The 23,177-nt window shown below is 68.7% G+C and carries 21 protein-coding genes; 7 read left to right on the top strand and 14 right to left on the bottom strand.

What is annotated here, in order from left to right:
* Positions 1–12 precede the first annotated feature (12 nt).
* Positions 13–2,274: a glycosyltransferase family 4 protein gene (locus CAP40_RS04555; RefSeq protein ID WP_086128119.1), complete on the bottom strand. Its 2,262-nt coding sequence runs from the start codon at positions 2,272–2,274 to the stop codon at positions 13–15.
* 144 nt (positions 2,275–2,418) lie between these two features.
* Entirely contained in the window at positions 2,419–2,865 is a 447-nt protein-coding gene (queF, locus tag CAP40_RS04550; RefSeq protein ID WP_086128118.1) for a preQ(1) synthase, read from the bottom strand.
* A gap of 53 nt (positions 2,866–2,918) precedes the next feature.
* Between queF and CAP40_RS04545 the strand changes: the two genes are divergently transcribed.
* Genes CAP40_RS04545 through CAP40_RS04530 form a run of 4 tightly spaced genes read left to right on the top strand, consistent with a single transcriptional unit; the run spans position 2,919 to position 7,392 of the window.
* The gene (locus CAP40_RS04545) at positions 2,919–3,743 is read left to right on the top strand and encodes a sulfurtransferase (protein ID WP_086128117.1); all 825 of its coding nucleotides are present in this window, start codon (positions 2,919–2,921) and stop codon (positions 3,741–3,743) included.
* Positions 3,740–4,924 carry a cystathionine beta-lyase gene (gene metC / locus CAP40_RS04540; protein ID WP_086128116.1) on the top strand — a complete coding sequence of 395 codons (1,185 nt, stop codon included), beginning with the start codon at positions 3,740–3,742 and terminating at the stop codon, positions 4,922–4,924. The genes CAP40_RS04545 and metC overlap by 4 nt, the downstream gene beginning before the upstream one ends.
* Complete coding sequence (locus CAP40_RS04535) at positions 4,921–6,192, top strand: mechanosensitive ion channel family protein (protein ID WP_086128115.1); 1,272 nt, start codon at positions 4,921–4,923, stop codon at positions 6,190–6,192. Before metC ends, CAP40_RS04535 begins: the two co-directional genes overlap by 4 nt.
* Positions 6,193–6,252: 60 nt before the next feature.
* Positions 6,253–7,392, top strand: coding sequence for a GNAT family N-acetyltransferase (locus CAP40_RS04530; protein WP_086128462.1), 1,140 nt, complete (start codon positions 6,253–6,255; stop codon positions 7,390–7,392).
* A 71-nt stretch (positions 7,393–7,463) separates the two neighbouring features.
* On the opposite strand, the gene CAP40_RS04525 is transcribed toward CAP40_RS04530, so the two are convergent.
* The 4 genes from CAP40_RS04525 to CAP40_RS04510 all read right to left on the bottom strand — a co-directional run bounded on the left by CAP40_RS04525 (position 7,464) and on the right by CAP40_RS04510 (position 13,819).
* A complete protein-coding gene (locus tag CAP40_RS04525) occupies positions 7,464–9,242 on the bottom strand; it encodes a hypothetical protein (protein ID WP_256924014.1) in 1,779 nt (592 codons plus the stop codon).
* 9 nt (positions 9,243–9,251) lie between these two features.
* Positions 9,252–10,802: a hypothetical protein gene (locus CAP40_RS04520; protein ID WP_086128114.1), complete on the bottom strand. Its 1,551-nt coding sequence runs from the start codon at positions 10,800–10,802 to the stop codon at positions 9,252–9,254.
* The gene (locus CAP40_RS04515) at positions 10,802–12,514 is read right to left on the bottom strand and encodes a hypothetical protein (RefSeq protein ID WP_086128113.1); all 1,713 of its coding nucleotides are present in this window, start codon (positions 12,512–12,514) and stop codon (positions 10,802–10,804) included. Before CAP40_RS04515 ends, CAP40_RS04520 begins: the two co-directional genes overlap by 1 nt.
* A gap of 84 nt (positions 12,515–12,598) precedes the next feature.
* Positions 12,599–13,819, bottom strand: a complete 1,221-nt coding sequence (locus CAP40_RS04510; RefSeq protein WP_086128112.1) for an argininosuccinate synthase — start codon at positions 13,817–13,819, stop codon at positions 12,599–12,601.
* A 112-nt stretch (positions 13,820–13,931) separates the two neighbouring features.
* On the opposite strand from CAP40_RS04510, the gene CAP40_RS04505 reads away from it, so the two are divergent.
* Complete coding sequence (locus CAP40_RS04505) at positions 13,932–14,351, top strand: DUF1801 domain-containing protein (RefSeq protein WP_086128111.1); 420 nt, start codon at positions 13,932–13,934, stop codon at positions 14,349–14,351.
* On the opposite strand, the gene CAP40_RS04500 is transcribed toward CAP40_RS04505, so the two are convergent.
* From CAP40_RS04500 to CAP40_RS04475, 6 genes are all read right to left on the bottom strand, one after another.
* Positions 14,339–15,601 carry a cyclopropane-fatty-acyl-phospholipid synthase family protein gene (locus CAP40_RS04500; protein WP_086128110.1) on the bottom strand — a complete coding sequence of 421 codons (1,263 nt, stop codon included), beginning with the start codon at positions 15,599–15,601 and terminating at the stop codon, positions 14,339–14,341. The genes CAP40_RS04505 and CAP40_RS04500 overlap by 13 nt on opposite strands.
* Before the next feature lie 89 nt (positions 15,602–15,690).
* A complete protein-coding gene (locus tag CAP40_RS04495) occupies positions 15,691–16,428 on the bottom strand; it encodes a molybdopterin-dependent oxidoreductase (protein ID WP_086128109.1) in 738 nt (245 codons plus the stop codon).
* Positions 16,425–17,114, bottom strand: a complete 690-nt coding sequence (locus CAP40_RS04490) for a cytochrome b/b6 domain-containing protein (protein WP_086128108.1) — start codon at positions 17,112–17,114, stop codon at positions 16,425–16,427. The genes CAP40_RS04495 and CAP40_RS04490 overlap by 4 nt, the downstream gene beginning before the upstream one ends.
* 17 nt (positions 17,115–17,131) lie before the next feature.
* Positions 17,132–17,890, bottom strand: coding sequence for a sulfite exporter TauE/SafE family protein (locus CAP40_RS04485; RefSeq protein WP_256924013.1), 759 nt, complete (start codon positions 17,888–17,890; stop codon positions 17,132–17,134).
* 101 nt (positions 17,891–17,991) lie between these two features.
* Positions 17,992–19,227 (bottom strand): 23S rRNA (adenine(2503)-C(2))-methyltransferase RlmN, encoded by a 1,236-nt coding sequence (gene rlmN / locus CAP40_RS04480; protein ID WP_179187905.1) that lies wholly within the window; start codon positions 19,225–19,227, stop codon positions 17,992–17,994.
* 28 nt (positions 19,228–19,255) lie between these two features.
* Positions 19,256–20,191, bottom strand: a complete 936-nt coding sequence (locus tag CAP40_RS04475) for an NAD-dependent epimerase/dehydratase family protein (RefSeq protein ID WP_218822107.1) — start codon at positions 20,189–20,191, stop codon at positions 19,256–19,258.
* 93 nt (positions 20,192–20,284) lie between these two features.
* Between CAP40_RS04475 and CAP40_RS04470 the strand changes: the two genes are divergently transcribed.
* On the top strand, positions 20,285–21,163 hold the full coding sequence (locus tag CAP40_RS04470) for a LysR family transcriptional regulator (protein WP_086128106.1): 879 nt from the start codon (positions 20,285–20,287) through the stop codon (positions 21,161–21,163).
* A gap of 105 nt (positions 21,164–21,268) precedes the next feature.
* Positions 21,269–21,658, top strand: a complete 390-nt coding sequence (locus tag CAP40_RS04465; protein WP_086128105.1) for a DUF4168 domain-containing protein — start codon at positions 21,269–21,271, stop codon at positions 21,656–21,658.
* A 113-nt stretch (positions 21,659–21,771) separates the two neighbouring features.
* On the opposite strand, the gene CAP40_RS04460 is transcribed toward CAP40_RS04465, so the two are convergent.
* Positions 21,772–22,230 carry a hypothetical protein gene (locus CAP40_RS04460; RefSeq protein ID WP_086128104.1) on the bottom strand — a complete coding sequence of 153 codons (459 nt, stop codon included), beginning with the start codon at positions 22,228–22,230 and terminating at the stop codon, positions 21,772–21,774.
* Entirely contained in the window at positions 22,227–22,874 is a 648-nt protein-coding gene (locus CAP40_RS04455; protein ID WP_086128103.1) for a histidine phosphatase family protein, read from the bottom strand. The genes CAP40_RS04460 and CAP40_RS04455 overlap by 4 nt, the downstream gene beginning before the upstream one ends.
* Positions 22,875–23,177: the final 303 nt, after the last annotated feature.

The following is a 23,177-nucleotide window of genomic DNA, read 5'->3' as shown; positions in this document are numbered from 1 at the left end:
CCCAGGCTGAAACTAGGCGACGGCGGCTCGCACCGGTGTTGCCACGTTTCCGGTTGCCTTTGAAAGAGCCGAAATCGCGCAATTGGCGAGCTGGAGCGCCAAAATGGACTCGGCGCCCTGGTTGCGGTTGAGCCCATGCGGCATCAGCCCGTCGAAACATCCCCCGTCCTGGGCGCTGGCGAGCGGCAGCTCGAGGTCGTTCGCGCCGAGATACCAGCGATAGGCGCGCATCGCCTCCTCCACCCAGCGCCTGTCGCCCGTCGCCGCATGGGCGGCGACACAGGCCTCCACCGTCGCCTGTGCCTCGAGCGGCTGCTGGTCGAACTGGAGCGGGGGGGCATAGGCGCGCCCGAAGCTCTCCGTGCCGACGGCGCGGAAGCGGCCCTCCGGCGAGGTCTGCCGGGCGACGATCCATTCGAGCGTCTCGAGCCCGACACTGACGAACGCGTCGCGGCCGAGCGCCATCCCGGCGCGCAACAGCGCTTCGGGCAGGCGGGCATTGTCATAGGCGAGCACGATCTCGAACCATTGCCATTCGGGGCGGCGATTGCCGTCGAGCAGCGCGATCAGCTCCTCGCCGAACCGGGCGAGGATCTCGCGGCCAAGCGCATGGCCCGGATGCGCGCCTAGCATCGCCGCCGCGCCCAGCATCGCGAAGGCGCGCGCCCGCGGGCTGCCCAGCTCGAGCGCGATCGGGGCCGTGGCGTCGAACAGGGCCGAGGCCCAGTCGCGATGCTTCTGCGCCCGGGCATCGCGCGCCGTAACACCCAGCGCCCAGAGCGCGCGTCCGTTCGAATCCTCCGAGCCGGCATCCTCGCACCAGGTCCGGTCGAAATTCATGAAGTTGCGGAAGCGGCGCAGGTCCGGGTTCCAGGCATATTGGACGAAGGCGGCATAGACGCTGGTCCATTTGTCGCGCACGCCTTCGTCCATCGCCTCGATCCTGCTCATCAGGATGAGCGCACGGGCATTGTCGTCGATGCAATAGCCGTGGCGGCGATCGGGCACCGAATAGATGGAGTGCTGCAGCATGCCGGTCGCATCGCTCATCCGCTCCACCGCGGCGAGGTCGGGCTCGAGCGGCACGAGCATCTTGGCAGGCCGGGCGAAACGCCGCGGCCTGGCGGCGACGATGGCGGCCAGGGCATCCATCGCGGCCTCGGCGAGGCGCGGCCACAACATGGTGCGGCCCCGGGCATAGGCGCGCGCGGCCAGCGCCATCCGCGCCGGTTCGTCGGCGAGCAGGCTGGCGATCTCGCGGGCAAGGGCGGCGCTGTCCTGGAAGGGCACGAGCACGCCGTGATCGTCCGCCAGTATCTCCGTCGCGTGGATATAGGGCGTCGAGACCACCGGCTTGCCCACCGCCACTGCATAGGAAAGCGTGCCCGACGTGATCTGCGCAGGATTGGGATAGGGCGTCGCATAGACGTCCGCCGCCTGGAGATAGTCGAGCAGCGCGCCCTGCTCGACGAACCCGTCGACAAAGGCGACATGCCCGGCCACGCCCAGATCGGCGGCCTGCGCCTTCAGCCGCTCGCGATAGGCTTCGCCTTCGTGCGCGACGAGGTTTGGATGCGTCGCGCCCAGGATCACATAGAGCGTGTCGGGCCGTGCCGCGGCGATCGCCGGCATCGCCTCGATCATCGCCTCGATGCCCTTGCTCGGCGCCAGCAGGCCGAAGGTGAGGATCACTTCGCGCCCCTGCCAGCCGAAGCGCGGCTTGAACCCCCGCGGATCGGCGAAGGGGCGATCGGGCACGCCATGCGGAATCGTTGCGATCTTCCTGTCGTCGGCGCCGTGCACGCGCTTGAGGATCTCGCGGCCCTTCTCCGCCATCACGATCACGCGCGCGGCCCGGCGCAGCAGCGCTTCCATCACGCGCCGCTGATCGGGATCGGGATCCTCCAGCACCGTGTGCAGCGTCGCGACCACCGGGATCGACAGCCGGTCGAGCAGCGCGATCAGATAGTCGCCGGCGGGGCCGCCATAGATGCCATATTCATGCTGGACCCACAGCGCCTGCGCGCCCGAAGCCTCGATCATCCGGGCCGCACCGAGATAGGCGGCACGGTCCTGCTCGGGGATCGCGGCAGTCACCGCATCGGGATAATCGTACCGCCCCGGATGATCGTCCATCGCATAGACGTCGACCTTCAGATCCGGGAAGCGCTGCCTGAGCGCGGCATAGGTGTCGGTCGTGTAGGTGGCGAGCCCGCATTTGCGCGGCAGGAAGTTACCGATCAGCGCGACGTGCTGGATATTCGGGGCTTTCATGCGCCGATCTTTCCCTTCGCTATCGCAAACTCAATTGCGCGTAAGCCCCACGCTCGCCCTTCCAAACCAACTGTTTTCAATAAGGTTTCATCTTGCTGCAATGCAGCATACTACGACCGTCCGGTCGCCTTGTAAATCCGGCGCTCAGCCGCGTCCGCGATAGCCGGGAACCCCCTGATCCGGTATCCAGACACCCTCGGGCGGCACACCCGACTGCCAGAAGACGTCGATGGGTATGCCACCGCGCGGATACCAATAGCCGCCGATCCTGAGCCATTCCGGCTGCATCTCGTCGAACAGGCGCTGGCCGATGCCGACGGTGCAATCCTCGTGGAAGGCGCCATGGTTGCGGAAGCTGCCCAGGAACAACTTGAGCGACTTGGACTCGACGATCGAGTCCTTCGGCACATAGTCGAGCACCAGATGCGCGAAATCCGGCTGGCCGGTGATCGGGCAGAGCGACGTGAACTCGGGTGCCGCGAAGCGGATGAGATAGCGCGTGCCCTTGCGCGGATTGGGCACGTAATCGAGCTCGGCCTCCTCCGGCGTGGCGGGAAGGATCGAGGTTTTTCCGAGATGCTTGGCGTCCATCCCGGCCATGTAGGCGTTTGCGGAGCGCTTTGCATCCTTCTAGGACGCTTTCCATGGACGGGCTCGTTACGACCGAATGGCTGGCCGGCACCGATGATGTGCTGGTGCTCGATGCAACCTATAGCTCGACGATCCCCGGATCGCCGCCGCGATATCCTCGCGCCGAGTTCGAGGCCGAGCATATCGCCGGCGCGCGCTTCCTCGATCTCGACACGCTGATCGACGAGACCAGCCCGCTCCCCTCGACCGTGCCGACCGTCGCCAGGATCGCCGAGCGGCTGCGCGCGCTGGGGGCGGACACCGAGACGCCGATCATACTCTACGACAATGGCCCGCACCACACGTCGTGCCGCGCCTGGTGGGTGCTGCGGCTCGCCGGCGTCGACGTGGCGCTGCTCGACGGCGGCATGGCCAAATGGAAGGCGGAAGGCCGTGCGGTGGCGAGCGGCCCGCACCGGGCCGAGCCCGGCAATTTCCAGCCCCGGCCGCCCAGGGCCCAGCTGCGCACGCTCGAGCAGATGAAGGCCGAGACCGGGCAGATCGCCGATGCCCGCTCGGCCGCTCGCTTCACCGGCGCGGAAGCCGATCCGCGCCCCGAAGTCGCCGCGGGCCATATCCCGGGATCGCGCAACGTCCCCTATCCGAAGTTCTTCAACCCCGACGGCACCTGGAAAGCGCCCGATCATATCCGCGCCGTGTTCGAGGATCACGGCATCGACCTCGCCCGCCCGCTGGTCACCACCTGCGGCTCGGGCATCACCGCCGCGATCCTGGCGTTCGGCGCGCACCTGCTCGACAACGAAGCCGCGCTGTACGACGGCAGCTGGACGGAATGGGGTAGCCGTCCCGAGACCGCCAAGGCATTGGGCCCGGCATGAGCGAGAAGCAGGACAAGACCAAGGTCGTCGCCGCCGGCCGGCGCAAGGAATGGACCCAGGGCATCGTCAACCCGCCGGTATGGCGCGCCTCGACGATCCTCTACGACGACGTGGCGCATCTGCGCGCCAGCGGCGCCAGCGATACCCATCACCGGCTGTTCTACGGCCGGCGGGGCACGCCGACCCAATGGTCGCTCGCCGATGCGCTGACCGAGCTCGAGCCGGGCGCCGAGGCGACGCTGCTCTATCCTTCCGGCGTCGCCGCCATCGCCTCGACCCTGCTCGCCCTGCTTTCTCCCGGCGACCACCTGCTGCTTCCCGACAGCAGCTACGACCCGACGCGCAACTTCGCCAACGGCCTGCTCCGGCGAATGGGGGTCGAGACCAGCTATTATGATCCGCTGATCGGCGAAGGCATCGCGGCGCTGTGCCGCGAGAACACCCGGGTGATCTTCCTCGAAAGCCCCGGCAGCCTGACCTTCGAGGTGCAGGACGTGCCGGCGATCGTCGCGGCGGCCCGGGACCGCGGCATCGTCACGGTGCTCGACAATACCTGGGCGACGCCCCTGCTCTTCCCGGCGATCGCACGCGGGATCGACTATACGATCCTCGCCGCGACCAAATATGTCGTCGGCCATTCCGACGTGATGCTGGGCTCGGTCACTGCAGCCCAGGGCAGGTACCAGGCGCTGCGCGACACCAGCTATCAGCTCGGCCAGACGGCCAGCCCCGACGACGCCTGGCTGGGCGCGCGCGGCCTGCGCACCATGGCGATCCGGCTCGAACAACATGGCCGCGCGGCGCTGCGGATCGCCGAATGGCTGCGGACCCGCCCCGAAGTGGCGCGCGTGCTCCACCCGGCACTGCCCGATTGCCCGGGGCACGAGATCTTCCATCGCGACTTCAAGGGCCCTGCCGGCCTGTTCTCCTTCGTCCTCGCCGGCGGCGGCGAAAAGGAGCGCGCCGCGCTGATCGACGGCCTGGAGCATTTCGGTATCGGCTATAGCTGGGGCGGCTATGAGAGCCTCGCGCTGCCGGTCGATCCGCAACGCTTCCGCACCGTCACCGAATGGCAGGCCGAGGGGCCGGTCGTGCGCCTCCAGATCGGGCTCGAGGATCCGGACGACCTGATCACCGACCTCGAACAGGGGCTGGCGCGCTTCGCCGGGATGCGCGGATGATGCAGCGGTTCGGGGACTGGCTGGCGGGGCACGACCTTCCTTCACCACCCGAACTGTCCGAAGCGGGCATCGCCGCCGCGCTCGCCATCGTCGCCCTGGCGCTGGGCTGGCTCGCAGGCCGGAGGATCGGCGCGCGCATCGCCGAATATTGGTCGCGCGATGCCGATCACGGCCCGCTGTTCAGCGGGCGCATCTGCGACGTGATCCGCCACGGCGTGGCGACGCTGCTGCTCGGCATCCTCCTATCCGCCTGGCCCTGGCACCCGCTCGCCGCGCTGGGACTGGGCTTCGCCACCGGAGCTGCCGCCGCCATGTTCACCGTCGCGGTGCTGCGCGGGCTCAACCTGCCGCGCTGGATCGCCTGGAGCGTGGCCGCCATCGCCTTCGCCGCCATATTGAGCCACGCGATCGGCGGATTCGCGGCGACGCAGGACACGCTCGACCGGGTCGGCGTCCAGATCGGCCAGCGCCGGCTCACCTTGCTCTCGCTGCTCAGCATCGCCGTCACCGTGCTGCTGCTCTTCGCCGGGGTGCGCCTGTTCAACCGGATGCTGACCCGGTGGATCGCCGGCGCGCGCGGCTTCGATCCCACGCAGAAGCTGCTCTTCCAGAAACTTGCCGCGATCGCTGCGGTGATCATCGCCTTCTTCGTCGGTATCGACCTGCTCGAGATCGACCTCACCGCCTTCACCGTCTTCTCGGGCGCGTTCGGGCTCGCCATCGGCTTCGGCCTGCAAAAGACGATCGGCAACCTGATCGCCGGGATCATCCTGCTGATGGATCGCTCGATCAAGCCGGGCGACGTGATCGTGGTGGGCGACAGCTTCGGCTGGGTGAACAAGATCGGCGTGCGCGCGGTGAGCGTGGTCACGCGCGACGGCAAGGAGCATCTGATCCCGAACGAGATATTGATGACGCAGGAAGTGGAGAACTGGTCGTACACCGACCGCAACGTCCGCGTCCGCATCCCGGTGACCGTCGCCTATGATTGCGATCTCAAGCTCGCCCAGTCGCTGATGCTGCGCGCCGCGAAGGAAAGCCCGCGCGCGCTCGACGATCCACCCACCAATGTGCGCCTCTCGGCCTTTGGCGAGAGCGGCGTGGAGCACGAGATCCTCACCTGGATCAGCGACCCCGAGAGCGGCGTCGGCAATGTGAAGAGCGACGTGCTCAACCGGCTCTGGGTGATGTTCAAGGAACATGGCATCGCCCTCGCCCTGCCGCAGCGCGAAGTGCGGCTGCTGGGCGACGGGACGAAGCGGGACTAGACTAGGCCATTGCCCTTTGCGGGGCGCGATCCCTATCTGGGTGCCGTGCCCGCCGCTTCCGTGCCCACCTCCAACGTAACCGTCCGCATCGCCGATGGCGTAGGCGCGATCCCGCCGGGGGACTGGGATGCGTGCGCGGGAGCCGGCAATCCGTTCGTCAGCCATGCCTTCCTCTCGATCCTCGAACGCTCGGGATCGGTGAGCCCGCGCGCGGGCTGGCAATCGCTGCCGATCGTGATCGAGGATGCGCAGGGCGTCCCCGCGGCGATCGCCCCGGCCTATGCCAAGGGCCACAGCCAGGGCGAATATGTGTTCGACCATGCCTGGGCCGAAGCCTGGGAGCAGGCGGGCGGGCAATATTATCCCAAGCTTCAGATTGCCGTGCCCTTCACGCCCGTGCCGGGGCCCCGCCTGCTGCTGCGCGACGGCGCGCTGGCGCCCGGCCTGATCGCCGGGATCGAGGCGGTGACCGACCGCAACCGGCTCTCCTCGGCGCACGTCACCTTTCTCGAGCCGGACCAGCTGCCCCTGTTCGAGCAGGCCGGCTGGCTGATCCGCGCCGGCACCCAGTTCCACTGGGCGAACGAAGGCTATGGCGGCTTCGACGAGTTTCTGGGCGCCCTTGCCAGCCGCAAGCGCAAGGCGATCCGCAAGGAACGCGCGGCGGCGGTGGCGGGGCTGGCCATCCGCCACCTGTGCGGCGCCGAGATCACCGAGGCGCATTGGGATGCCTTCTGGGCCTTCTATCAGGACACGGGCAGCCGCAAATGGGGCCGTCCCTATCTCACCCGTGACTTTTTCTCGCTGCTCGGCGCCGAGATGGCGGACAAGGTGTTGCTGATCTTCGCCGAGCGGGATGGGCAGCCGATCGCCGGCGCGCTCAACCTGGTCGGCGCCGATGCGCTCTATGGCCGCTATTGGGGCGCGATCGAGGAAGTGCCCTTCCTGCATTTCGAGCTCTGCTACTATCAGGCGATCGATGCCGCGATCGCACGCGGCCTGAACCGGGTGGAGGCGGGCGCGCAGGGCGAGCACAAGCTCGCGCGCGGCTATGCGCCGGTGACCACCTGGTCGGCGCATTACCTCCCCGATCCGGGCTTCCGCCGCGCCGTCGCCGACTATCTCGAGCGCGAGCGGGAAGCGGTGGCGCAGGAGCAGGAATATCTCGGCGAGCTGACGCCCTTCCGCCGCGGCTGCTAGGCGCGGCGCGGATTTGCCGGTCCCGGCCCGGCCCGTTCACCGTCACCCCCGGGGGATGCGGTGCGCGCAGGCTAGCGCTTCACCTTCCCGTGCTTCGCTCTGTGCGTCGGGCTGGGCGAAGGGGACGGCGTGGGCGTGGGCACCGGAGATTCCTCCGGCTCCGGCACCGGGCTCGCCTCGGGATCCGGCAGGCTGCTGCCGCCCTGGTGCCCCTCGCGCAGGATGATGTCCCGCTCCCAGCGCGGCACCGGCAGTTCGCCCGGCTCGATCACCGGCGCGGGCACCGAATGATCGATCTTGAACAGCGCGCTTGAACCGTCGCGCCAGAGCGGAATCAGCCCCTGTTCGAAGCGCGGATTATAGGCAGGCGTCTCGATCATCCAGACATAGTCGAACGCGTCGCGCGGGAAGCGCGCCAGCGCCCAGGCTACCGGGCGCCAATATTCGCGCGGGCACTGCACGTCGGTGACGATCTGCGACGGATCATGGGCGAAACGCCTGGCGGCGGCATAGCGCACGGTGAGCAGCTGCCCGCCCGCCATCGACCATTGATCGTTGGTGTAGGCGAGCTTGCGCTCCAGCGCGAGCGCAGGGACATGCTGCAGCCGCGTCTGCTTCCATTCGTAGCGGCAGGTCTCACCGACGAAGCTGATCAGCCGGGCGCCCTGGGGAAGATGCTCGAGCGCCTTGAGCTCGCGGTCATAGGTGCCGCTGTAGAGCAGGAAGCTCCAGGTCGTGGCGGCGATGCGCACGCAGAAGAAGCTCATCCCGAGCACCGCCACGGTGGCGGCGCCGCGGATCGACAGGCCCGGCTTGGGCCGGATCGCGAGGATGCCGATCGCGAGCAGGAACGGCACCAGCCGCATGTCGGCATAGGCCGATCCGAACACGACGCGCGGCAGGAAGATATAGACCAGGGTCAGGAAGATGCCCGACAGCGCCAGGTTGCGCGAATATTGGATGTTCGGATCGCGCACCGCCTTGAACAGCAGCAGGAACAGCACGCCGACCGAGGCCAGGTCGAACAGCTGCCAGCGATCGCGGAAGACCTGGGTGATCCACAGCATCTTCGCGCGCCAGTTGAACATGTCGAACGTCTGGCCGGTGACGTGCCCGCCCGAGCGCCACAGCACCATCAGCAGCGCCGGCGGCGCGAGCACCAGGCACTGCAGCCCGGCATGGAACCAGGGCAGGATCCAGCCGCCGACCAGGTCCTTGTGCCACGGCACGTGCGGATTGCGGCGCAGATCGTGCTGGCGGATCAGCTCGGCCGAGAAGGCGAGGATGCCGAGCAGGCCCCAGCCATAGGTGTGGCAGACCCAGATCAGTACCGAGATCGGCAGGAACACCATCGAGCGGAAGACGAACTTGCCCAGCCGCGCCAGCCGCAGCCACCAGCCGAACGCCAGCAGGGCGAACGCCATCGACAGCGCGAAATTGACGAAGCCGAAATGGAAGGGGAAGGCATAGGCGAGCGGCAGCGCGAACAGCGCGGTCGCCGGGATGCGGCCGTGCACCTCGCGCGCGATCCACAGCATGCCCGCCACCGTCATCGCCGGGATCGCGATGACGATCAGCTTCACCGCCAGCTCGAGCCCGAAGACATGGTGCAGCGGGATGACCAGCAGGTCGACGCCCAGATTGCCCATCAGGCTCCAGCGGAAGTCGTACCATTCCTTCAGGAAGGGATATTGGTCATAGGTGAACTGGACGCGGTAGCGCCCCATATGGCCGGGCAGATCGACCAGCGGCGGGATCTGGGGCCAGAGCAACGGAATAATGGCTATGAAGGTGCAGAGCGCCACGAACCATCGTGTCTGCCACCATTGCAACGCGTCGCCCCTGTCCATCCGCGCCTTCTAGTGCGCAGGGGCGCCGCCCGACAAGCGGTTCCTGTCGATCTCGTACAGCCCGCTGGTGCCGTCCCGCCAGACGGGCTTCGTGCCGGCGAGCAGCCGCGTATCGAAGGGCGGCGGCGCGATCAGCCAGACATAGTCGAACGCGTCGCGCGGGAAGCCGCGCAGCGCCTGGTCGATGGTCATGCGGTCCTGCTTGTCCTTGCAGGGGCTGGCGAGGACGACTTCGGACGGATCGATCGCGAACGCGCCCATCGCAGGCGCGTCGATGGTGAGCAGCGCCGAGCCGGCGAGCTCCCACTGGTCGTTGGAGAACGCCGCGCGGCGCGCCATCGCCAGGCCGGAAAGGTGATCCAGCCGGCCGAGCGCCCAGGGATCGATGCAATTGTCGCCCACGAACGCAACGATCCGCGCCCCACGCGGGACATGGTCGAGCGCGGCGAGCTGCCGGTCATATTCGCGGCCATATTGCCAGAAGCTGATCGTGGTCCCCGCCGTCCGCGCCAGCAAGAACGCCAGGCCGGCGATCGCCAGCCAGCGCAGCTCGCGCGCGCCGATGCCCTTGTCGACGCGAATCGCGAGCAGCGCGAACAGGACGATGAACGGCGCCAGCCGCATATCGGCATAGGCGGAGCCGAACAGCTTGTAGGGGATCAGCACGAAGGCGCCGGCCAGCATCAGGCACGCGCCCACCAATGCCGCCGAATGGCCGAAACGCGGGGTGCGCGCGCTCCGGTAGATCAGCCCCCAGAGCAGCAGCACCGAGCAGAAGTCGAACAACCACCAGCGGTCGCGCAGGAAGATCGCCAGCCACGAGACCTTGCGCGGGCTGAAGAAGCGCTCGGTGATCCCGCCGCCGCCATCGGGCCGCCAGAGCAGCAGCGGCAGCAGCGGCGATGCGAGCGGCAAACAGGCGATGGCGGCGCGCATCGCCGCATCGAACCATCCGCCGCCATCCCGGCGCCGCAACGCGAGCTCGGCACCGAAGACCATCAGTCCCAGCATGCCCCAGCCCATGACGTGCGCGACCCAGACGACGCATGCCAGCGGCAGGAACAGCGCCGCGCGCAGCCCGGTCCGCCCCAGCCGCCCGAGCCGCAGCCACAGGGCGAAGCCGTTGAGCGCGAGCGCCGCCGCCAGCGCGAAGTTGAGGAAGCCGAAATGGAAGGCGTAGTTGTAGACGAGCGGCAGCGCGAACAGCGCGAAGGGCGTGACCCGGCCATGCACCTCCCGCGCGATCCACAGGATGCCGGCAGCCGAAAGCGCGACCGTCGCGATCGTGACCAGCTTCACCGCCGGCTCCAGCCCGGTCAGCGGGGCAAGGCCCGCGACCAGCAGGTCGGCGCCGAGATTGCCGATCAGCCGCCATTGGAAATGATACCATCGGCCCAGCATGTCCGCATCGGTGCCCAGCATCACCCGGAACCGGCCGATATGCCCGGGCAGATCGGTGAGCGGCGGTACGTCCGGCGCGAGCAGCGGCAGGCACGACGCCAGGATCGCGGCGAGCGCGAACCAGCGCGTCTCCCACCAGCGGGCCGCCGGCGGTTCCATCAGTGGCGCGACGCCAGCCTGTAGGTGCGCGGCGCATCCCCGCCATCGATCGGCACCAGCCAGTCGGGGATCGATCCGGCGCGCAGGCTGGCGGCAAGGCTGCGCGGATCCCGCGCCTCCCTGGCGAAGCGGTCGAGGTCGTCGGGGCAGAAGGCGACGTAATCGATGCCCCATGCCCGCGCGATCGCTTCGGATTGCGCAGGCTGGCTCAGGAAGAAGTCGTACATGGCACGGTTTCCCCGATTGTTTCGGTGATAGGGCGCGGCGAGCACCGCGTGCGGCGTGGCGGCGAGCGCATAGGCGCCGAGGTCGAGTGGCGCGAGCAGGTGTCCGGGCGGCAACCCCGCCAGCCGGGCGAGGCTCTCCGGCGTGGTGCAGCTCGGCCCGGCGGCGGCGCGCGGCGGAAAGATCGCGGCGGCGGCGATCGGGTAGAGGATGCCGGTCGCGGCGATCCAGGCGGCGGCGAGCGCGAGCGGGCCACGCGTCCGCGCGGCACCGATCGTCACCGCCAGCGCCGGCGCGGCGAGCATCGCCCCGGCATAGGCACCGCGCAGCTGGAACAGCGTGATCGCCAGCGCGGTGCACTGGAGCGCGGCCAGCACCCACCAGCCCGCCTCGCGCCGCCGCCGGGCGATCGCGAGGGACGCGACCAGCCCGACCAGGGCGAGCCCGGCATAGGCGATGGCATTGGCGGGCGGCGCGCCGAACAGGGGCTGCGCCTCCCCGACTTCGGCGAGCCAGAGGCGCGCGAGCAGCGGGTCGACTTCGCCATAGGGATCGAGGCATTGCGGCGCGAGCAGCAGCACCGCCCCCGCCACCGCCACGCCGGCGATCCCGGCGGCGGCCGCACGCGACCGCAGGGTCCGCCGCCCTGCGACTGCGAACAGGGCCAGGCCCATCGGCGCGATCGCGGCACATTGCGCCACGCGCCACGACAGCCCGGTGAAACCGTCACAGGCCGGCACGCTCCAGCCGCTCGTGCGAAACAGGATGCCCGCTCCGGCAAGCGCGATCGGCAGGACGAAGCCGAAGCCGAGCAACCGGTCGCGGCCGCCCGGCCCGTCCACCACCCACAGCAGCACCAGCGCCGCCCCGGCGACGCCCAGCAGCGGCAGGGTCTCTAGCCCGATGATGAGCGACGCCGTCACGGCAAGCGCCGCGCCCGCGCCCGCCCGGAAACTGCCCGTGCCGAGCAGCGCGCGCGCCAGCAGCAGGATCAGGACGAGCTGCAATCCGTGATGGTCGATCCGCCCCGGCAAGAACAGGCTGGTCGCCGGATAGGCGAGCGCGGCGAGCAGGATCGCCGTCGCCGGCGGCGCACCCAGGCGGCGCGCGACCGCGCCGGTCAACGCCAGCGCGGCGCAGAACAGCGAAGCCGGCCACAGGATCACCGCGGCCAGCGCCGCGCCATGGCCGCCCAGCCAGGGGGTGAGCAGCACGATCCATGCCGCGGGCACCAGGTCGGCCAGTCGCGACCAGTGCATCTCCAGCCCCGGCTCCGGCCCGAGACGATGCTGGGCAAGGTCGCCGAAGGACTGACCGGCCAGCCAGTCGCGGATCTGCTGGAGCCGCGCCATGTCGTCGGTATCGGGGAGCCGCAGCGCGGCCAGATCGTGCCAGTCGCGCAGCGTCCAGGCGGCGGACAGCACCACGGTCAGCAGCAGCGCGACGCCAAGGTCACGCCATGCATAGCGGGGCGGGCTCGTCTCCATGCCACCGCAGCTAGGCCAGTTTGGTTAATTGCGCGTTAGGCGCTGGCCGTCGGCAGGTGCCCGGGGCACCTGCCAGATACACGATCAGAGGCGGTCGCGGCGCCCGAGCAAACGGAGCCGCAGCGCGTTGAGCTTGATGAAGCCCGCGGCGTCGCGCTGGTCGTACGCGCCCTGATCGTCCTCGAAGGTCACCACCTTCTCCGAATAGAGGCTGTACGGCGACTTGCGGCCGGTGACGATCACGCTGCCCTTGTAGAGCTTGAGCCGGACGGTGCCGGTCACCTTTTCCTGGCTGTGATCGATCGCGGCCTGGAGCATCTCGCGCTCGGGCGCGAACCAGAAGCCGTTGTAGATCAGCTCGGCATAGCGCGGCGCAAGCTCGTCCTTCAGATGCGCCGCGCCGCGATCGAGGGTGATCTGCTCGATGCCGCGATGGGCGAGGTGATAGATGGTGCCGCCCGGCGTCTCGTACATGCCGCGGCTCTTCATCCCGACGAAGCGGTTCTCGACCAGGTCGAGCCGGCCGATGCCGTGCTTGCGGCCCAGCTCGTTGAGCGCGGTGAGCAGCGTCGCCGGCGACATCGCCTGGCCGTTCAGCGCCACGCCGTCGCCGCGCTCGAAATCGATCGTGATCGTCTCGGGCTCGTTCGGGGCGTCTTCCGGGTTCACCGTGCGCGAATAGACATAGTCGGGCACTTCCTCCCACGGGTCCTCGAGCACCTTGCCCTCGCTCGAGGTGTGGAGAAGGTTCGCGTCGGTCGAGAAGGGCGATTCGCCGCGCTTGTCCTTGGCGACCGGAATCTGGTGCTTCTCGGCGAACTCGATCAGCCGGGTGCGGCTGGTCAGGTCCCATTCGCGCCAGGGAGCGATCACCTTGATGTCCGGGTTGAGCGCGTAATAGCCCAGCTCGAAGCGCACCTGGTCATTGCCCTTGCCGGTGGCGCCGTGGCTCACCGCATCGGCATTCACCATCTTGGCGATCTCGATCTGGCGCTTGGCGATCAGCGGGCGCGCGATCGAGGTGCCGAGCAGATACAGGCCCTCATAGAGCGCATTCGCCCGCATCATCGGGAAGACGAAATCCTTGACGAACTCCTCGCGCAGATCGTCGATGAAGATGTGCTCGGGCTTCACGCCGGCCATCTCGGCCTTTTTGCGCGCCGGCTCGAGCTCCTCGCCCTGGCCCAGATCGGCGGTGAAGGTCACCACCTCGCACTGATATTCCTGCTGGAGCCATTTCAGGATCACGCTCGTGTCCAGGCCGCCCGAATAGGCGAGCACGACGCGGTTGATCTTGTCCGACATGGGCGACTCCAAAGGATGTGCGGGGAAACGGCGTGCGCCTTACGGGCGCGGGACCGCTTCCGCAAGTTCTGTAGCTGGGGCATGCTCCCCGGCATCGACTCGGGAGGGGCAGATGGCCGAGCTCAAGACCAGGGCAACGGAGATTCAGGTCGCCGACTTCATCGCCGCGGTGCCCGACGCGCCGCGCCGCGCGGATGCCGAGGCGGTCTGCGCGATGATGGCGCGGCTGACCGGCGCGCCGCCGAAGATGTGGGGGCCGTCGATCATCGGCTTCGGGCGCTATGCCTATCGCTACGACAGCGGCCGCACCGGCGAGATGTGCCGGATCGGCTTCAGCCCGCGCAAGGCCGAGCTGGTCCTCTATGTGCTCGACGGCAATGCCGACCAGAGCGAGGTGCTGGACCGGCTGGGCAGGCACAGGACCGGCAAGGGCTGCCTGTACATCAAGCGGCTGGCCGATGTGGACGCGGACGTGCTCGAGGAGATCGTCCGCGCCAAGATCGCGCGGATGGACGCCGCCTACCCGGCCTGACCGGCCTGGCGCAGCGTCACCTTGTGCGGCTCGTGCAGGGCCCGCTCCGCCTCGACCATATAGTCGCGGGTCAACGGCAATGCGTCGCGCGAGCGCGAGAACTGGAGCTGGTAGTTGACCAGCCCGCCATATTTGAAGCTCACATGGCACCCCGCCAGGTAGAAGCACCACATGCGATAGAAGCGCTCGTCGTACAGGCCGGTGATCGCGTCGCGCGCCGCGACGGTGCGCTCGTACCAATGTTTCAGCGTCTCGGCATAATGGAGGCGCAGCACCTCCACGTCCGTCATGAAATAGCGCAGCCCTTCATAGCCCTGGGCGATCTCCGAGAGCGCGGGGATATAGCCGCCGGGGAAGATGTATTTGAGCGTGAAGGCATCGGTGACGCCGGGCCCGCCCGCCCTGCCGATGGTGTGGAGCAGCATCACGCCCTCGGGCGTCAGCAGTTCGCGCACCTTGCGGAAGAAGGTGCGGTAATGCGGCGTGCCGACATGTTCGAACATGCCGACCGAGACGATCCGGTCGAACTGGCCGGTAACGTGGCGATAGTCGATCAGCTCGAACTTCACCTTGTCCGCCACGCCGGCATCGAGCGCGCGCTGGCGGGCGACCTTGAGCTGCTCCTCCGACAGAGTGACGCCCAGCACCTCGGCGCCCGTCTTCTGGTGGATGTAGAGCGCCATGCCGCCCCAGCCGCAGCCGATGTCGAGCACCTTCATCCCCGGCTTCAGCGCCAGCTTGGCGACGATGTGCGCCTTCTTGTCGAGCTGGGCCTGTTCGAGGCCGATGCCCGGCGCGCTGAAATAGGCGCAGCTATATTGCCGGTCGGTATCGAGGAAGAGATCGTAGAGCTTGCCCGACAGATCATAGTGATGGGCGACGTTCCGCTTCGAACGGCGCTCCATGTTGATCCGGCCGAGCCGGAACATCACTGCGTCGACCGCCTTCTTGAACGCGCTGGGGAAGAGCACCGAATCATTGTCTTCCCAGCGGTTGTTCGACGCAAACAGGATCAGCAGGTCGAGAATCTCGCCCTGCTCCATCAGGATGTCGCCGTCCATGAACGCCTCGGCCGCGCCCAGCGAGGGGTCGCGCAGGATGCGCCGCGTCGCGCCTGCTCCGAAACGGATCGTTACCGGCTTGAGCGCCGGATCGGCTTCGCCGAAGCTCTGCCGGGTGCCATCCGCGTGGATGACGGTGAGTTGTCCGCGCCTGATTGCGCGTGCGAAAAAACGATCGATCAACGCCATTAAGCCGTCACCACCACCCGATGTAACAGCCCCCCGGTAACCACATTAGGGAAGCGCGCGATTTCCGCAATATTTCCGCAGCTGCGAAATCAGATTCCGCCATACCATTCATAGCCGGCGATATCCTCCCAGAAGCCGCCCTTGCCGCGGCCGATCCCGGCCAGGCTCGCCACCGCCTCGATCCGCATCACATATTTCGCATGCTTGTAGCCAAGCTGGCGCTCGACCCGGAGGCGCAGCGGCGCGCCATGCCCGACGCCGAGCGGCGCGTCGTTCATCGCCCAGGCGAGGATCGTCTGGGGGTGGAAGGCGTCCACCAGGTCGATCGATTCATAATAGGGAATCCGGCGCTGGCCGAACACGTCGGCGCAGTGGAAGACGATGTAGCGCGCGCCGTCGCGCAGGCCGGCGAGCTGGAGGATGGTCTCCAGCCGCGGCCCCTGCCATTTGCCGATAGCGCTCCAGCCCTCGACGCAATCGTGCCGGGTGATCTGCGCGCGCTGCGGAAGCGAACGCAGCTGGGCAAGGCTTAGCGAGAGCGGCCGCACCACCAACCCGCCGACCTGCAATCGCCAGCCGGCGAAGCGATTGGCGGCGAGCGCGTTATATTCGGGCGTATTGGGATTGGCGGTGCCGTTGGTGCGGAAGCGCGGGCTGCGCTGTTCCGGGCGGAACTCGCGGGCAAGCGCGGCGCGGCCGTTGACGGTGCGCTGGAGATAGCGATGCGCTTCCTCCGCGCTCAGCAGCACCGGGCTCCCGCTCCACGCGTCGCAGCCGGCGAGCAGCGTTGCGCCGCCGGTGACGATCAGGCCGCGCCGGGTGATCATTCCCCTGGCTCCGCTTCGGGCGATTTCCACCAGCCGGTGATCATCGAGCGGACCTCGTTCACCGGGCCGGCCAGGATCACCAGGGTAAGGTGCGCCACCAGGAAGCCGGTCAGCAGCGCCATCGCGATGAAATGGAGCGAGCGCGCCGATTGCCGCCCGCCGAACAGGTCCGCCAGCCAGGGCCACATGCCCGGCGCCAGCGCCAGGCCGGTGAAGATCAGCAGCGGCAGCAGCACGAACAGGACCAGGGCATAGCTCGCCTTCTGGAAGAGATTGTACGCGCGCGGGTCCTCCGGATCGTGGAAGCGCATCTCCCAATGCGCCCGCAGATCCTCTCCGACATGCGCGGCGGTGAGCTCCTCGCGGCGGAAGCGCAGGTCGCGCTGGAGATGCCGGTTGGCCAGGCTCCAGGGCAGATAGACCAGCAGCGAGAAGGCCAGCACCAGCGCGAAGAACAGATGCCAGTGCCGCGCGCCGGCCAGGTCGTAGGTGGACGGCAGGGTCAGCCAGCCGGGCCAGCGCGGCAGGCTGAGCCAGGCATGGTCGAAATTCGCGCCGTAATTGCCCCAGTAGAGCCGCGGATGCGCATTGAAGATCATCAGCCCGCTCGGGATCATCACCAGCACGGCGAGCGCGTTGACCCAGTGCCAGATGCGCGTGATCAGCCGGTGGCGATAGACCTGCATGGCCCTATCCTAGCCGATCATCCATAGGCGCGCACGAAGAAGACGATGGTGGTGCCGCCGGTGACGAGCAGCGTCCAGGCCCGCACCACCCGGTGCGAGAGCCGCTTGCCGAGGCGCGCGCCCAGCCAGCCGCCCAGGATCCCGCCGGCGAGCATCGGCAGGCAGGCCCACCAGCGCACCATCCCGATCGCGATGAACACCAGCGCCGCCGCGAAATTGGCGACCGCGAGCATCAGCGTGCGGATCGAGAATAGCGAGCGCGGGTCGGCGCCGGCGAGCAGGCCATAGACCGCGGTGGTGATCAGCCCCACCCCGCCGCCGAAATAGCCGCCATAGATGCCGAGCAGGCTCTGCGCGGTGACGAGGGTGCGCGTCCCGATGGTCACGCGGGCGTGCAGCCAGTCCGAGGCGCGGCGGCCGAACGCCATCACCACGAAGGCGAAGAGCAGCAGCCAGGGGATGATCATGTCGAAGGCCCGGGTCGGCGTGAGCACGAGCAGCATGCTGCCGACCAGCCCGCCGGCAAAGGTGATCCCGGCGAGCGCCCGCACCGACAGGCCGCCCACCGGCGCCAGCTCGTCGCGATATTCCCAGGCGCTCGCGCCCGCGCCCGGCAACAGGGCGACGTTGGAAGTGGCATTGGCGATGTTCGAGGGCAGGCCGAGCGCGATCAGCGCCGGCAGCGTCGCGAAGGTGCCGCCGCCCGCTAGCGCGTTCATCGCGCCGCCGAGCATGCCGGCGGCGGCAGGGAGGATCAGGGCGGCGGGATCGATCACTCCGCCTTCCTTCCGCGCCTGCCCCGCCTTGTCGAGGGCAATCTCGCGCGCGCCGATCCCCAGAGGAAGATACCCGGATGGCGCTACCGCGATGCCGGGCTTTAGCCCAGCGCCGCCATCTTCTCCTCGGCCTCGCGGTCCATCTGGGCGCGGCTCTTCTTCTCGGCCGCGGTCTTGAGCTGGCCGCAGGCAGCGTCGATGTCGCGTCCGCGCGGCGTGCGGACGGGGGCGGAAATGCCCGCCTCGAACACGATGTTGCTGAACGCCCGGATCCGCTCCGGCGTCGAGCATTCATAAGGCGCACCCGGCCAGGGGTTGAACGGGATCAGGTTCACCTTGGCGGGCAGCTTGTACTTCTTGAGCAGGCGGACCAGCTCGCGGGCATCGGCGTCGCTGTCGTTCTTGTCCTTCAGCATCACATATTCGAAGGTGATGCGCCGGGCATTGTTGGCACCCGGATAGTCCGCACAGGCCTGGAGCAGCTCCTCGATCCCGTATTTGCGGTTCAGGGGCACGATCTCGTCGCGCACCTCCTTGGTGATCGCGTGGAGCGACACCGCGAGATTCACCCCGATTTCCTCGCCCGCGCGCGCCATCATCGGCACCACGCCGCTGGTCGACAGGGTGATGCGGCGCTTGGAGAGCGCGAGCCCGTCGCCGTCCATCACGATCGCCAGCCCGTCGCGGACATTGTCGAAATTGTAGAGCGGCTCGCCCATGCCCATCATCACGATGTTGGTGAGCATGCGGCCCTCGGGCTGGCTCGGCCATTCGCCCAGCGCATCGCGGGCCAGCATCACCTGGCTGACGATCTCGCCCGCCGTCAGATTGCGCACCAGCCGCATCGTGCCCGTGTGGCAGAAGCGGCAGTTGAGCGTGCAGCCCACCTGGCTGGAGACGCAGAGCGTGCCGCGGTCCGCATCGGGGATGAAGACCATCTCATAGTCCTGGCCGTCCGCCGAGCGGAGCAGCCACTTGCGCGTGCCGTCGGTCGAGACCTGCGCTTCCACGATCTCGGGCCGCCCGATCACGAATCGTTCGGCGAGCCAGGGGTGCTGCGCCTTGGCGATGTCGGTCATCGCCGCGAAGTCGGTCGCGCCGCGATTGTAGATCCAGTGCCAGATCTGCTTGGCGCGCAGCTTGGCCTGTTTCGGCTCCAGCCCGGCATCGGCGAGCACCGCGCGAAGCTGTTCGCGCGAGAGGCCGATCAGGTCGATGCGGCCGTCCTCGCGCGCCACCGCCGGGCGCGGCACGGGCACGGGGTCGATATGCCCGGGAATGGGCATAGGCTCGATGTGCCCGTGAACGGGCGGGGGCGCGGCCGAAGCTGTCTGCATGGCCGCGCACATAGTCGATCTCGCGCGATTATTCCAGTGACCCCAGCGCGTTGAGGCTGGTCCGCAGCGATTCGACCAGCCCGGTGCGCGGCTCCTCGCCCAGAAAGGCCACCAGCTCGCGATTGTCGAGGCGCACCGGGTGGTTCCAGAAGGGGCGCATCTCGATCAGCTCGCGCAAGGTCGGGTTGAACGGCGCGGCAAGCGGCAGCAGCGCCCAGGGCAGGCGGGCATGCTTCACCCGGCGCCCCGCCGCCGCCGCGATCGCCGCGGGGAAGCCGCTACCATCCGGGTCCCAGTGACCGGCGAAATGGAAGCGGGCGAAGCGCGGCAGCTCCGCCTCGCGATCGAGCAGCCGGGCGAAGGTCTCGCCGACATCAGGCAGATAGGCCCAGGCATGCCCCGTCCCGCGTCGCCCGGGATTGGTCACGCGCGTCACCGGCTTGCCCGGGGTGATCATCCCCTGCGAGAGCCAGCTGTTGCCCGGACGCGGCCCGTAATAGTCGCCAGCGCGCAGGATCAACGCGCGGACCCCCGATTCGGCGATCCGCGCCTCCATCGCCTTGCGGATCGCGCCCTTGCGCGTGCCCGGCTCCTGCGGCGAATCGGGCCGGGCGACCGGGGTTCCGGCGGGGTCGTAATTGTAGATCGTGCCGGGCAGCGCGAGGCGGGCGTCATTGGCCCAGGCCGCTTCTATGCTGTTCTCCAGCATCGGCAGCACCCGCTTGTCCCATTCGCGATACCCCGGCGGATTCACCGCATGGACCAGCGCCGCGATCCCCTCGGCTGCGGCCAGCACGTCGCTGCGCACCATCGCGTCACCCTCGCGCCAGTCGATCCTGGGGTCGAGCCCCGGGCGGATCCCGCGGACCAGGCCGCGCACCTGCCAGCCCCTGGCGAGCAGCGCCCGCGCCGTCTCGCCGCCTACCCCGCCGGTTGCGCCCAACACCAATGCGATCCTGTTCATTCCGATCTCCATCATCACCTGTGTCACCAGCTGTGGCGAAAATGGGCCTGATAGAAAATTGCCTAACCTTTGCAGGCGGTATATAGGAATTTGATGAACTCCATCGACTGGGAGCAGCAGCGCGCCTTCCTGGCGGTGCTCGAGACCGGTAGCCTGTCCGGCGCGGCGCGGCGGCTCAACCTTGCGCAGCCGACGGTACGGACGCGAATCGAGGCGCTGGAGGCGGCGCTGGGCACGCCGCTGTTCACGCGCTCCCCCGGCGGCCTCACCCCTACGGAGAGGGGATCGGCGCTGCACGAGCATGCCCGCGCGATGGCGCTCGCTTCGGACGCGTTCGTCCGCACCGCCTCGGCGGCCCCGGACGAGATCGCCGGCACCGTGCGCGTCACCGCCAGCGAAGTGATCGCGGTGGAGGCGCTGCCGCCCATCCTCACCGCCCTTGCCCGCCGATATCCGCGCCTGGTGATCGAGCTGAGCCCGAGCAACCGCAACGAGGACGTGCTGCGCCGCGAGGCCGATGTGGCCGTCCGGATGGTGCCGCCCCGCCAGGAAGCGCTGGTCGCGCGGCGGATCGGCGCGGTGCCGCTCGGCGTGCACGCGCATCCCGACTATCTCGCCGGCCTCCCCTTCCCCGGCAGTTTCGCCGATCTGGCCGGCCACCGGCTGATCGGCCCCCAGAGCGATTCGCCGACGCTGCGCGCGGTGCAGGTGGCGGGCTTCCCCGTGAAGCTCGGCGAACTGGGCTTTCGCAGCGACAGCGACCATGCCCAGCTCGCCGCCATCCGCGCGGGGCTGGGCATCGGTATCTGCCAGGTGCCGATCGGCACGCGCGACGGACTGGTCAGGCTGCTCCCCGACTTCCGGCTCGACCTCGAAACCTGGGTGGTATGCCACGAAGACCTGCGCGGCCTGGCCCGCGTGCGCACGGTGTTCGACGCGCTGGTTGCCGGGCTCAAGGCCTATCTCGGTTAACCCCGGAGGAGCCACGACGCACCGCGTTCGGGTTGTCCTGTTGCATCCGTGCACCACAGCATTGCGTTCAAGGGGGTGAGTTGGTTGCTTTTTTGGAGTGCAGTAATGAAGCTTATCGGAACGATCCTCGCCGGCGCGACGCTGGCTATCGCCCCGGCCGCGCTGGCCCAGACCGCCGATCCGGCCGCCCCGGCGCAGACCGCACCGGCACCAGCCGCGCCGCAGGCCGCCGGGCCGGTGACCGAGGCCGAAGTCGGCCAGTTCGCCACCGCGGCGCTTGAGATCGACAAGATCCGCAAGGACACCGCCACGCCCGAAGCCGACAAGGGCGCCAAGATGGCGGCCGCCGCCACTGCCGCCGGCCTGACCGCCGAGCGCTTCAACGCCATCGGCCAGGCCATGCAGACGGACACGGCGCTCAACAAGCGCATCCAGGCAGCGGCATCCGCCAAGCTCGCCGCGTCGGGCGGCACGCCGGCGGCGAAGCAGCCGTAAAGGCTGGAGAGAATCGGGCGGATCGCTTCGACGGGAAGCGATCCGCCTCGGCATATTCTACCCGTCGCCCTGAACTTGTCCAAAGGCGCGCCGGCGCCGCCCCTCGATTCAGTTCACCGCCCAGCGCAGTCCAGCGCAGCGGCGTCGATCGCCGTCGCCGCGCCCCGCAGGGCATAGCCGTCGGCGAAGGGGGCGCCGTTCGCGCCCATCGTCTCCACGCTCATGCTCCGCCCCGCGCGCATCGCCGCGACGATCGCGGCATCGGTGCGCGCATCCGGCGCCCAGGCATCCGCATCCCCCGCTTGCAGCTCGAAGCGGCGCTCGCCGATCGACAGCGTCACGCGCGCATCGGGCGCGCGCGCGCGGCTCAATCTTATGTGCAGCTGGTTGCGCACCCCGTCCCGCGGCCAGGTCGCCACGCTGGCAAAGGGTTGCGCATTGGCATGCTTCTCCACCGGCCGGGCGATCGCGAAGCAGCGCAACGGCGAGGGATCGCGGAACGCCCCCCAGCCATCGAACGTGCCGAGCGGCGTGCGCGCCTGAAGCAGCAGCAGGAGCGCCAGCCCGCTCATGCCGGCGCCGCGCCGCGCCCGGTGCCGGTGTGCACCACCGTCTCCACGCCATGCTCGATCCGCACGATCGAACCCTGGGGCAGGTCGGGCGCCACCGGCGCGGCGAACCTTGGCTGGACCGGCAGCCCGGTCATCACGCCGCGCAGGACGCGGCTCGACATGCCGTGCATGATCACCAGCCGGTCGCCCGGATCGTCGTCGGTATCGGCGAGCCAGGACGAGACGCGCGCCGCGATGCCGTCATACCATTCGCCGCCCGGCGGCGGGCGGGTGTAGAGCCCATGCTCCAGATCGAGGAAGCCCGGCACCTCGGCCATCAGATCGGCATAATAGCGCCCGCTCCATTCGCCCATGCCGATCTCCACCAGCCGGTCGTCGCGGCGCGCCTGGTGCCAGTCGAGCTCGAGATGCTCGGCGATGATCGCCAGCGTCTGCAGCGCGCGCCCGGCACTCGACGACCAGAGCGTGAGCCTGGGCCGGGGTCCCAGTATCTGGCGCAGCGCCGCGCCCATCGCGTCCGCCTGGGCGAAGCCGGCCCGCGTCAGCGGCGTGTGCGGATGATCGCCCTGCATGCGCCGGGCAAGGTTGAACACGGTCTCGCCGTGGCGGGCGATGAAATCGCGGCCTTTGCGCTTGCTCGTCATCGGCCCCGCACAAGCCTTGGCGGCAAGAGAAAGGCAAGTGCCCAATTTGCGCCCCCTTTCGTTCAGCGGGGAATCAGGTGCGCTATTCCAATAGGACACCAGCCCGCTCGCGGGCAGACGATAAGAGGGAGTGACCATTGCGGGGACATTGTCGCCGTTAAGGGCCAGGCGTGGCCGGCAATCGCAACTGTTGCGGATAAGCCACGCTTTTTTCTGTTTATCGGGGGTTCATGAAACGGCGTCCCTCGCGCCGGGTTGATCTCCCCGCCCGCGCTTTGCAGCGCGGGTGCGTACCCAAGGAGT

The organism is Sphingomonas sp. IBVSS2 (genome assembly GCF_002127225.1).
Taxonomy (GTDB): domain Bacteria; phylum Pseudomonadota; class Alphaproteobacteria; order Sphingomonadales; family Sphingomonadaceae; genus Sphingomonas.
Note: the sequence above shows the minus strand (reverse complement) of the source record. Positions and strands in the feature narration are given on the sequence as shown.

Coding starts and splice junctions, on each gene's coding strand:
- CAP40_RS04475 (WP_218822107.1), bottom strand. CDS start 20,191: ATGAACAGGATCGCATTGGTGTTGGGCGCAACCGGCGGGGTAGGCGGC.
- CAP40_RS04470 (WP_086128106.1), top strand. CDS start 20,285: ATGAACTCCATCGACTGGGAGCAGCAGCGCGCCTTCCTGGCGGTGCTC.
- rlmN (WP_179187905.1), bottom strand. CDS start 19,227: ATGCAGACAGCTTCGGCCGCGCCCCCGCCCGTTCACGGGCACATCGAG.
- CAP40_RS04545 (WP_086128117.1), top strand. CDS start 2,919: ATGGACGGGCTCGTTACGACCGAATGGCTGGCCGGCACCGATGATGTG.
- CAP40_RS04455 (WP_086128103.1), bottom strand. CDS start 22,874: ATGACGAGCAAGCGCAAAGGCCGCGATTTCATCGCCCGCCACGGCGAG.
- CAP40_RS04460 (WP_086128104.1), bottom strand. CDS start 22,230: ATGAGCGGGCTGGCGCTCCTGCTGCTGCTTCAGGCGCGCACGCCGCTC.
- queF (WP_086128118.1), bottom strand. CDS start 2,865: ATGGACGCCAAGCATCTCGGAAAAACCTCGATCCTTCCCGCCACGCCG.
- CAP40_RS04490 (WP_086128108.1), bottom strand. CDS start 17,114: ATGCAGGTCTATCGCCACCGGCTGATCACGCGCATCTGGCACTGGGTC.
- CAP40_RS04465 (WP_086128105.1), top strand. CDS start 21,269: ATGAAGCTTATCGGAACGATCCTCGCCGGCGCGACGCTGGCTATCGCC.
- CAP40_RS04555 (WP_086128119.1), bottom strand. CDS start 2,274: ATGAAAGCCCCGAATATCCAGCACGTCGCGCTGATCGGTAACTTCCTG.
- CAP40_RS04520 (WP_086128114.1), bottom strand. CDS start 10,802: ATGGAACCGCCGGCGGCCCGCTGGTGGGAGACGCGCTGGTTCGCGCTC.
- CAP40_RS04515 (WP_086128113.1), bottom strand. CDS start 12,514: ATGGAGACGAGCCCGCCCCGCTATGCATGGCGTGACCTTGGCGTCGCG.
- CAP40_RS04495 (WP_086128109.1), bottom strand. CDS start 16,428: ATGATCACCCGGCGCGGCCTGATCGTCACCGGCGGCGCAACGCTGCTC.
- CAP40_RS04500 (WP_086128110.1), bottom strand. CDS start 15,601: ATGGCGTTGATCGATCGTTTTTTCGCACGCGCAATCAGGCGCGGACAA.
- CAP40_RS04535 (WP_086128115.1), top strand. CDS start 4,921: ATGATGCAGCGGTTCGGGGACTGGCTGGCGGGGCACGACCTTCCTTCA.
- CAP40_RS04510 (WP_086128112.1), bottom strand. CDS start 13,819: ATGTCGGACAAGATCAACCGCGTCGTGCTCGCCTATTCGGGCGGCCTG.
- CAP40_RS04505 (WP_086128111.1), top strand. CDS start 13,932: ATGGCCGAGCTCAAGACCAGGGCAACGGAGATTCAGGTCGCCGACTTC.
- CAP40_RS04525 (WP_256924014.1), bottom strand. CDS start 9,242: ATGGACAGGGGCGACGCGTTGCAATGGTGGCAGACACGATGGTTCGTG.
- metC (WP_086128116.1), top strand. CDS start 3,740: ATGAGCGAGAAGCAGGACAAGACCAAGGTCGTCGCCGCCGGCCGGCGC.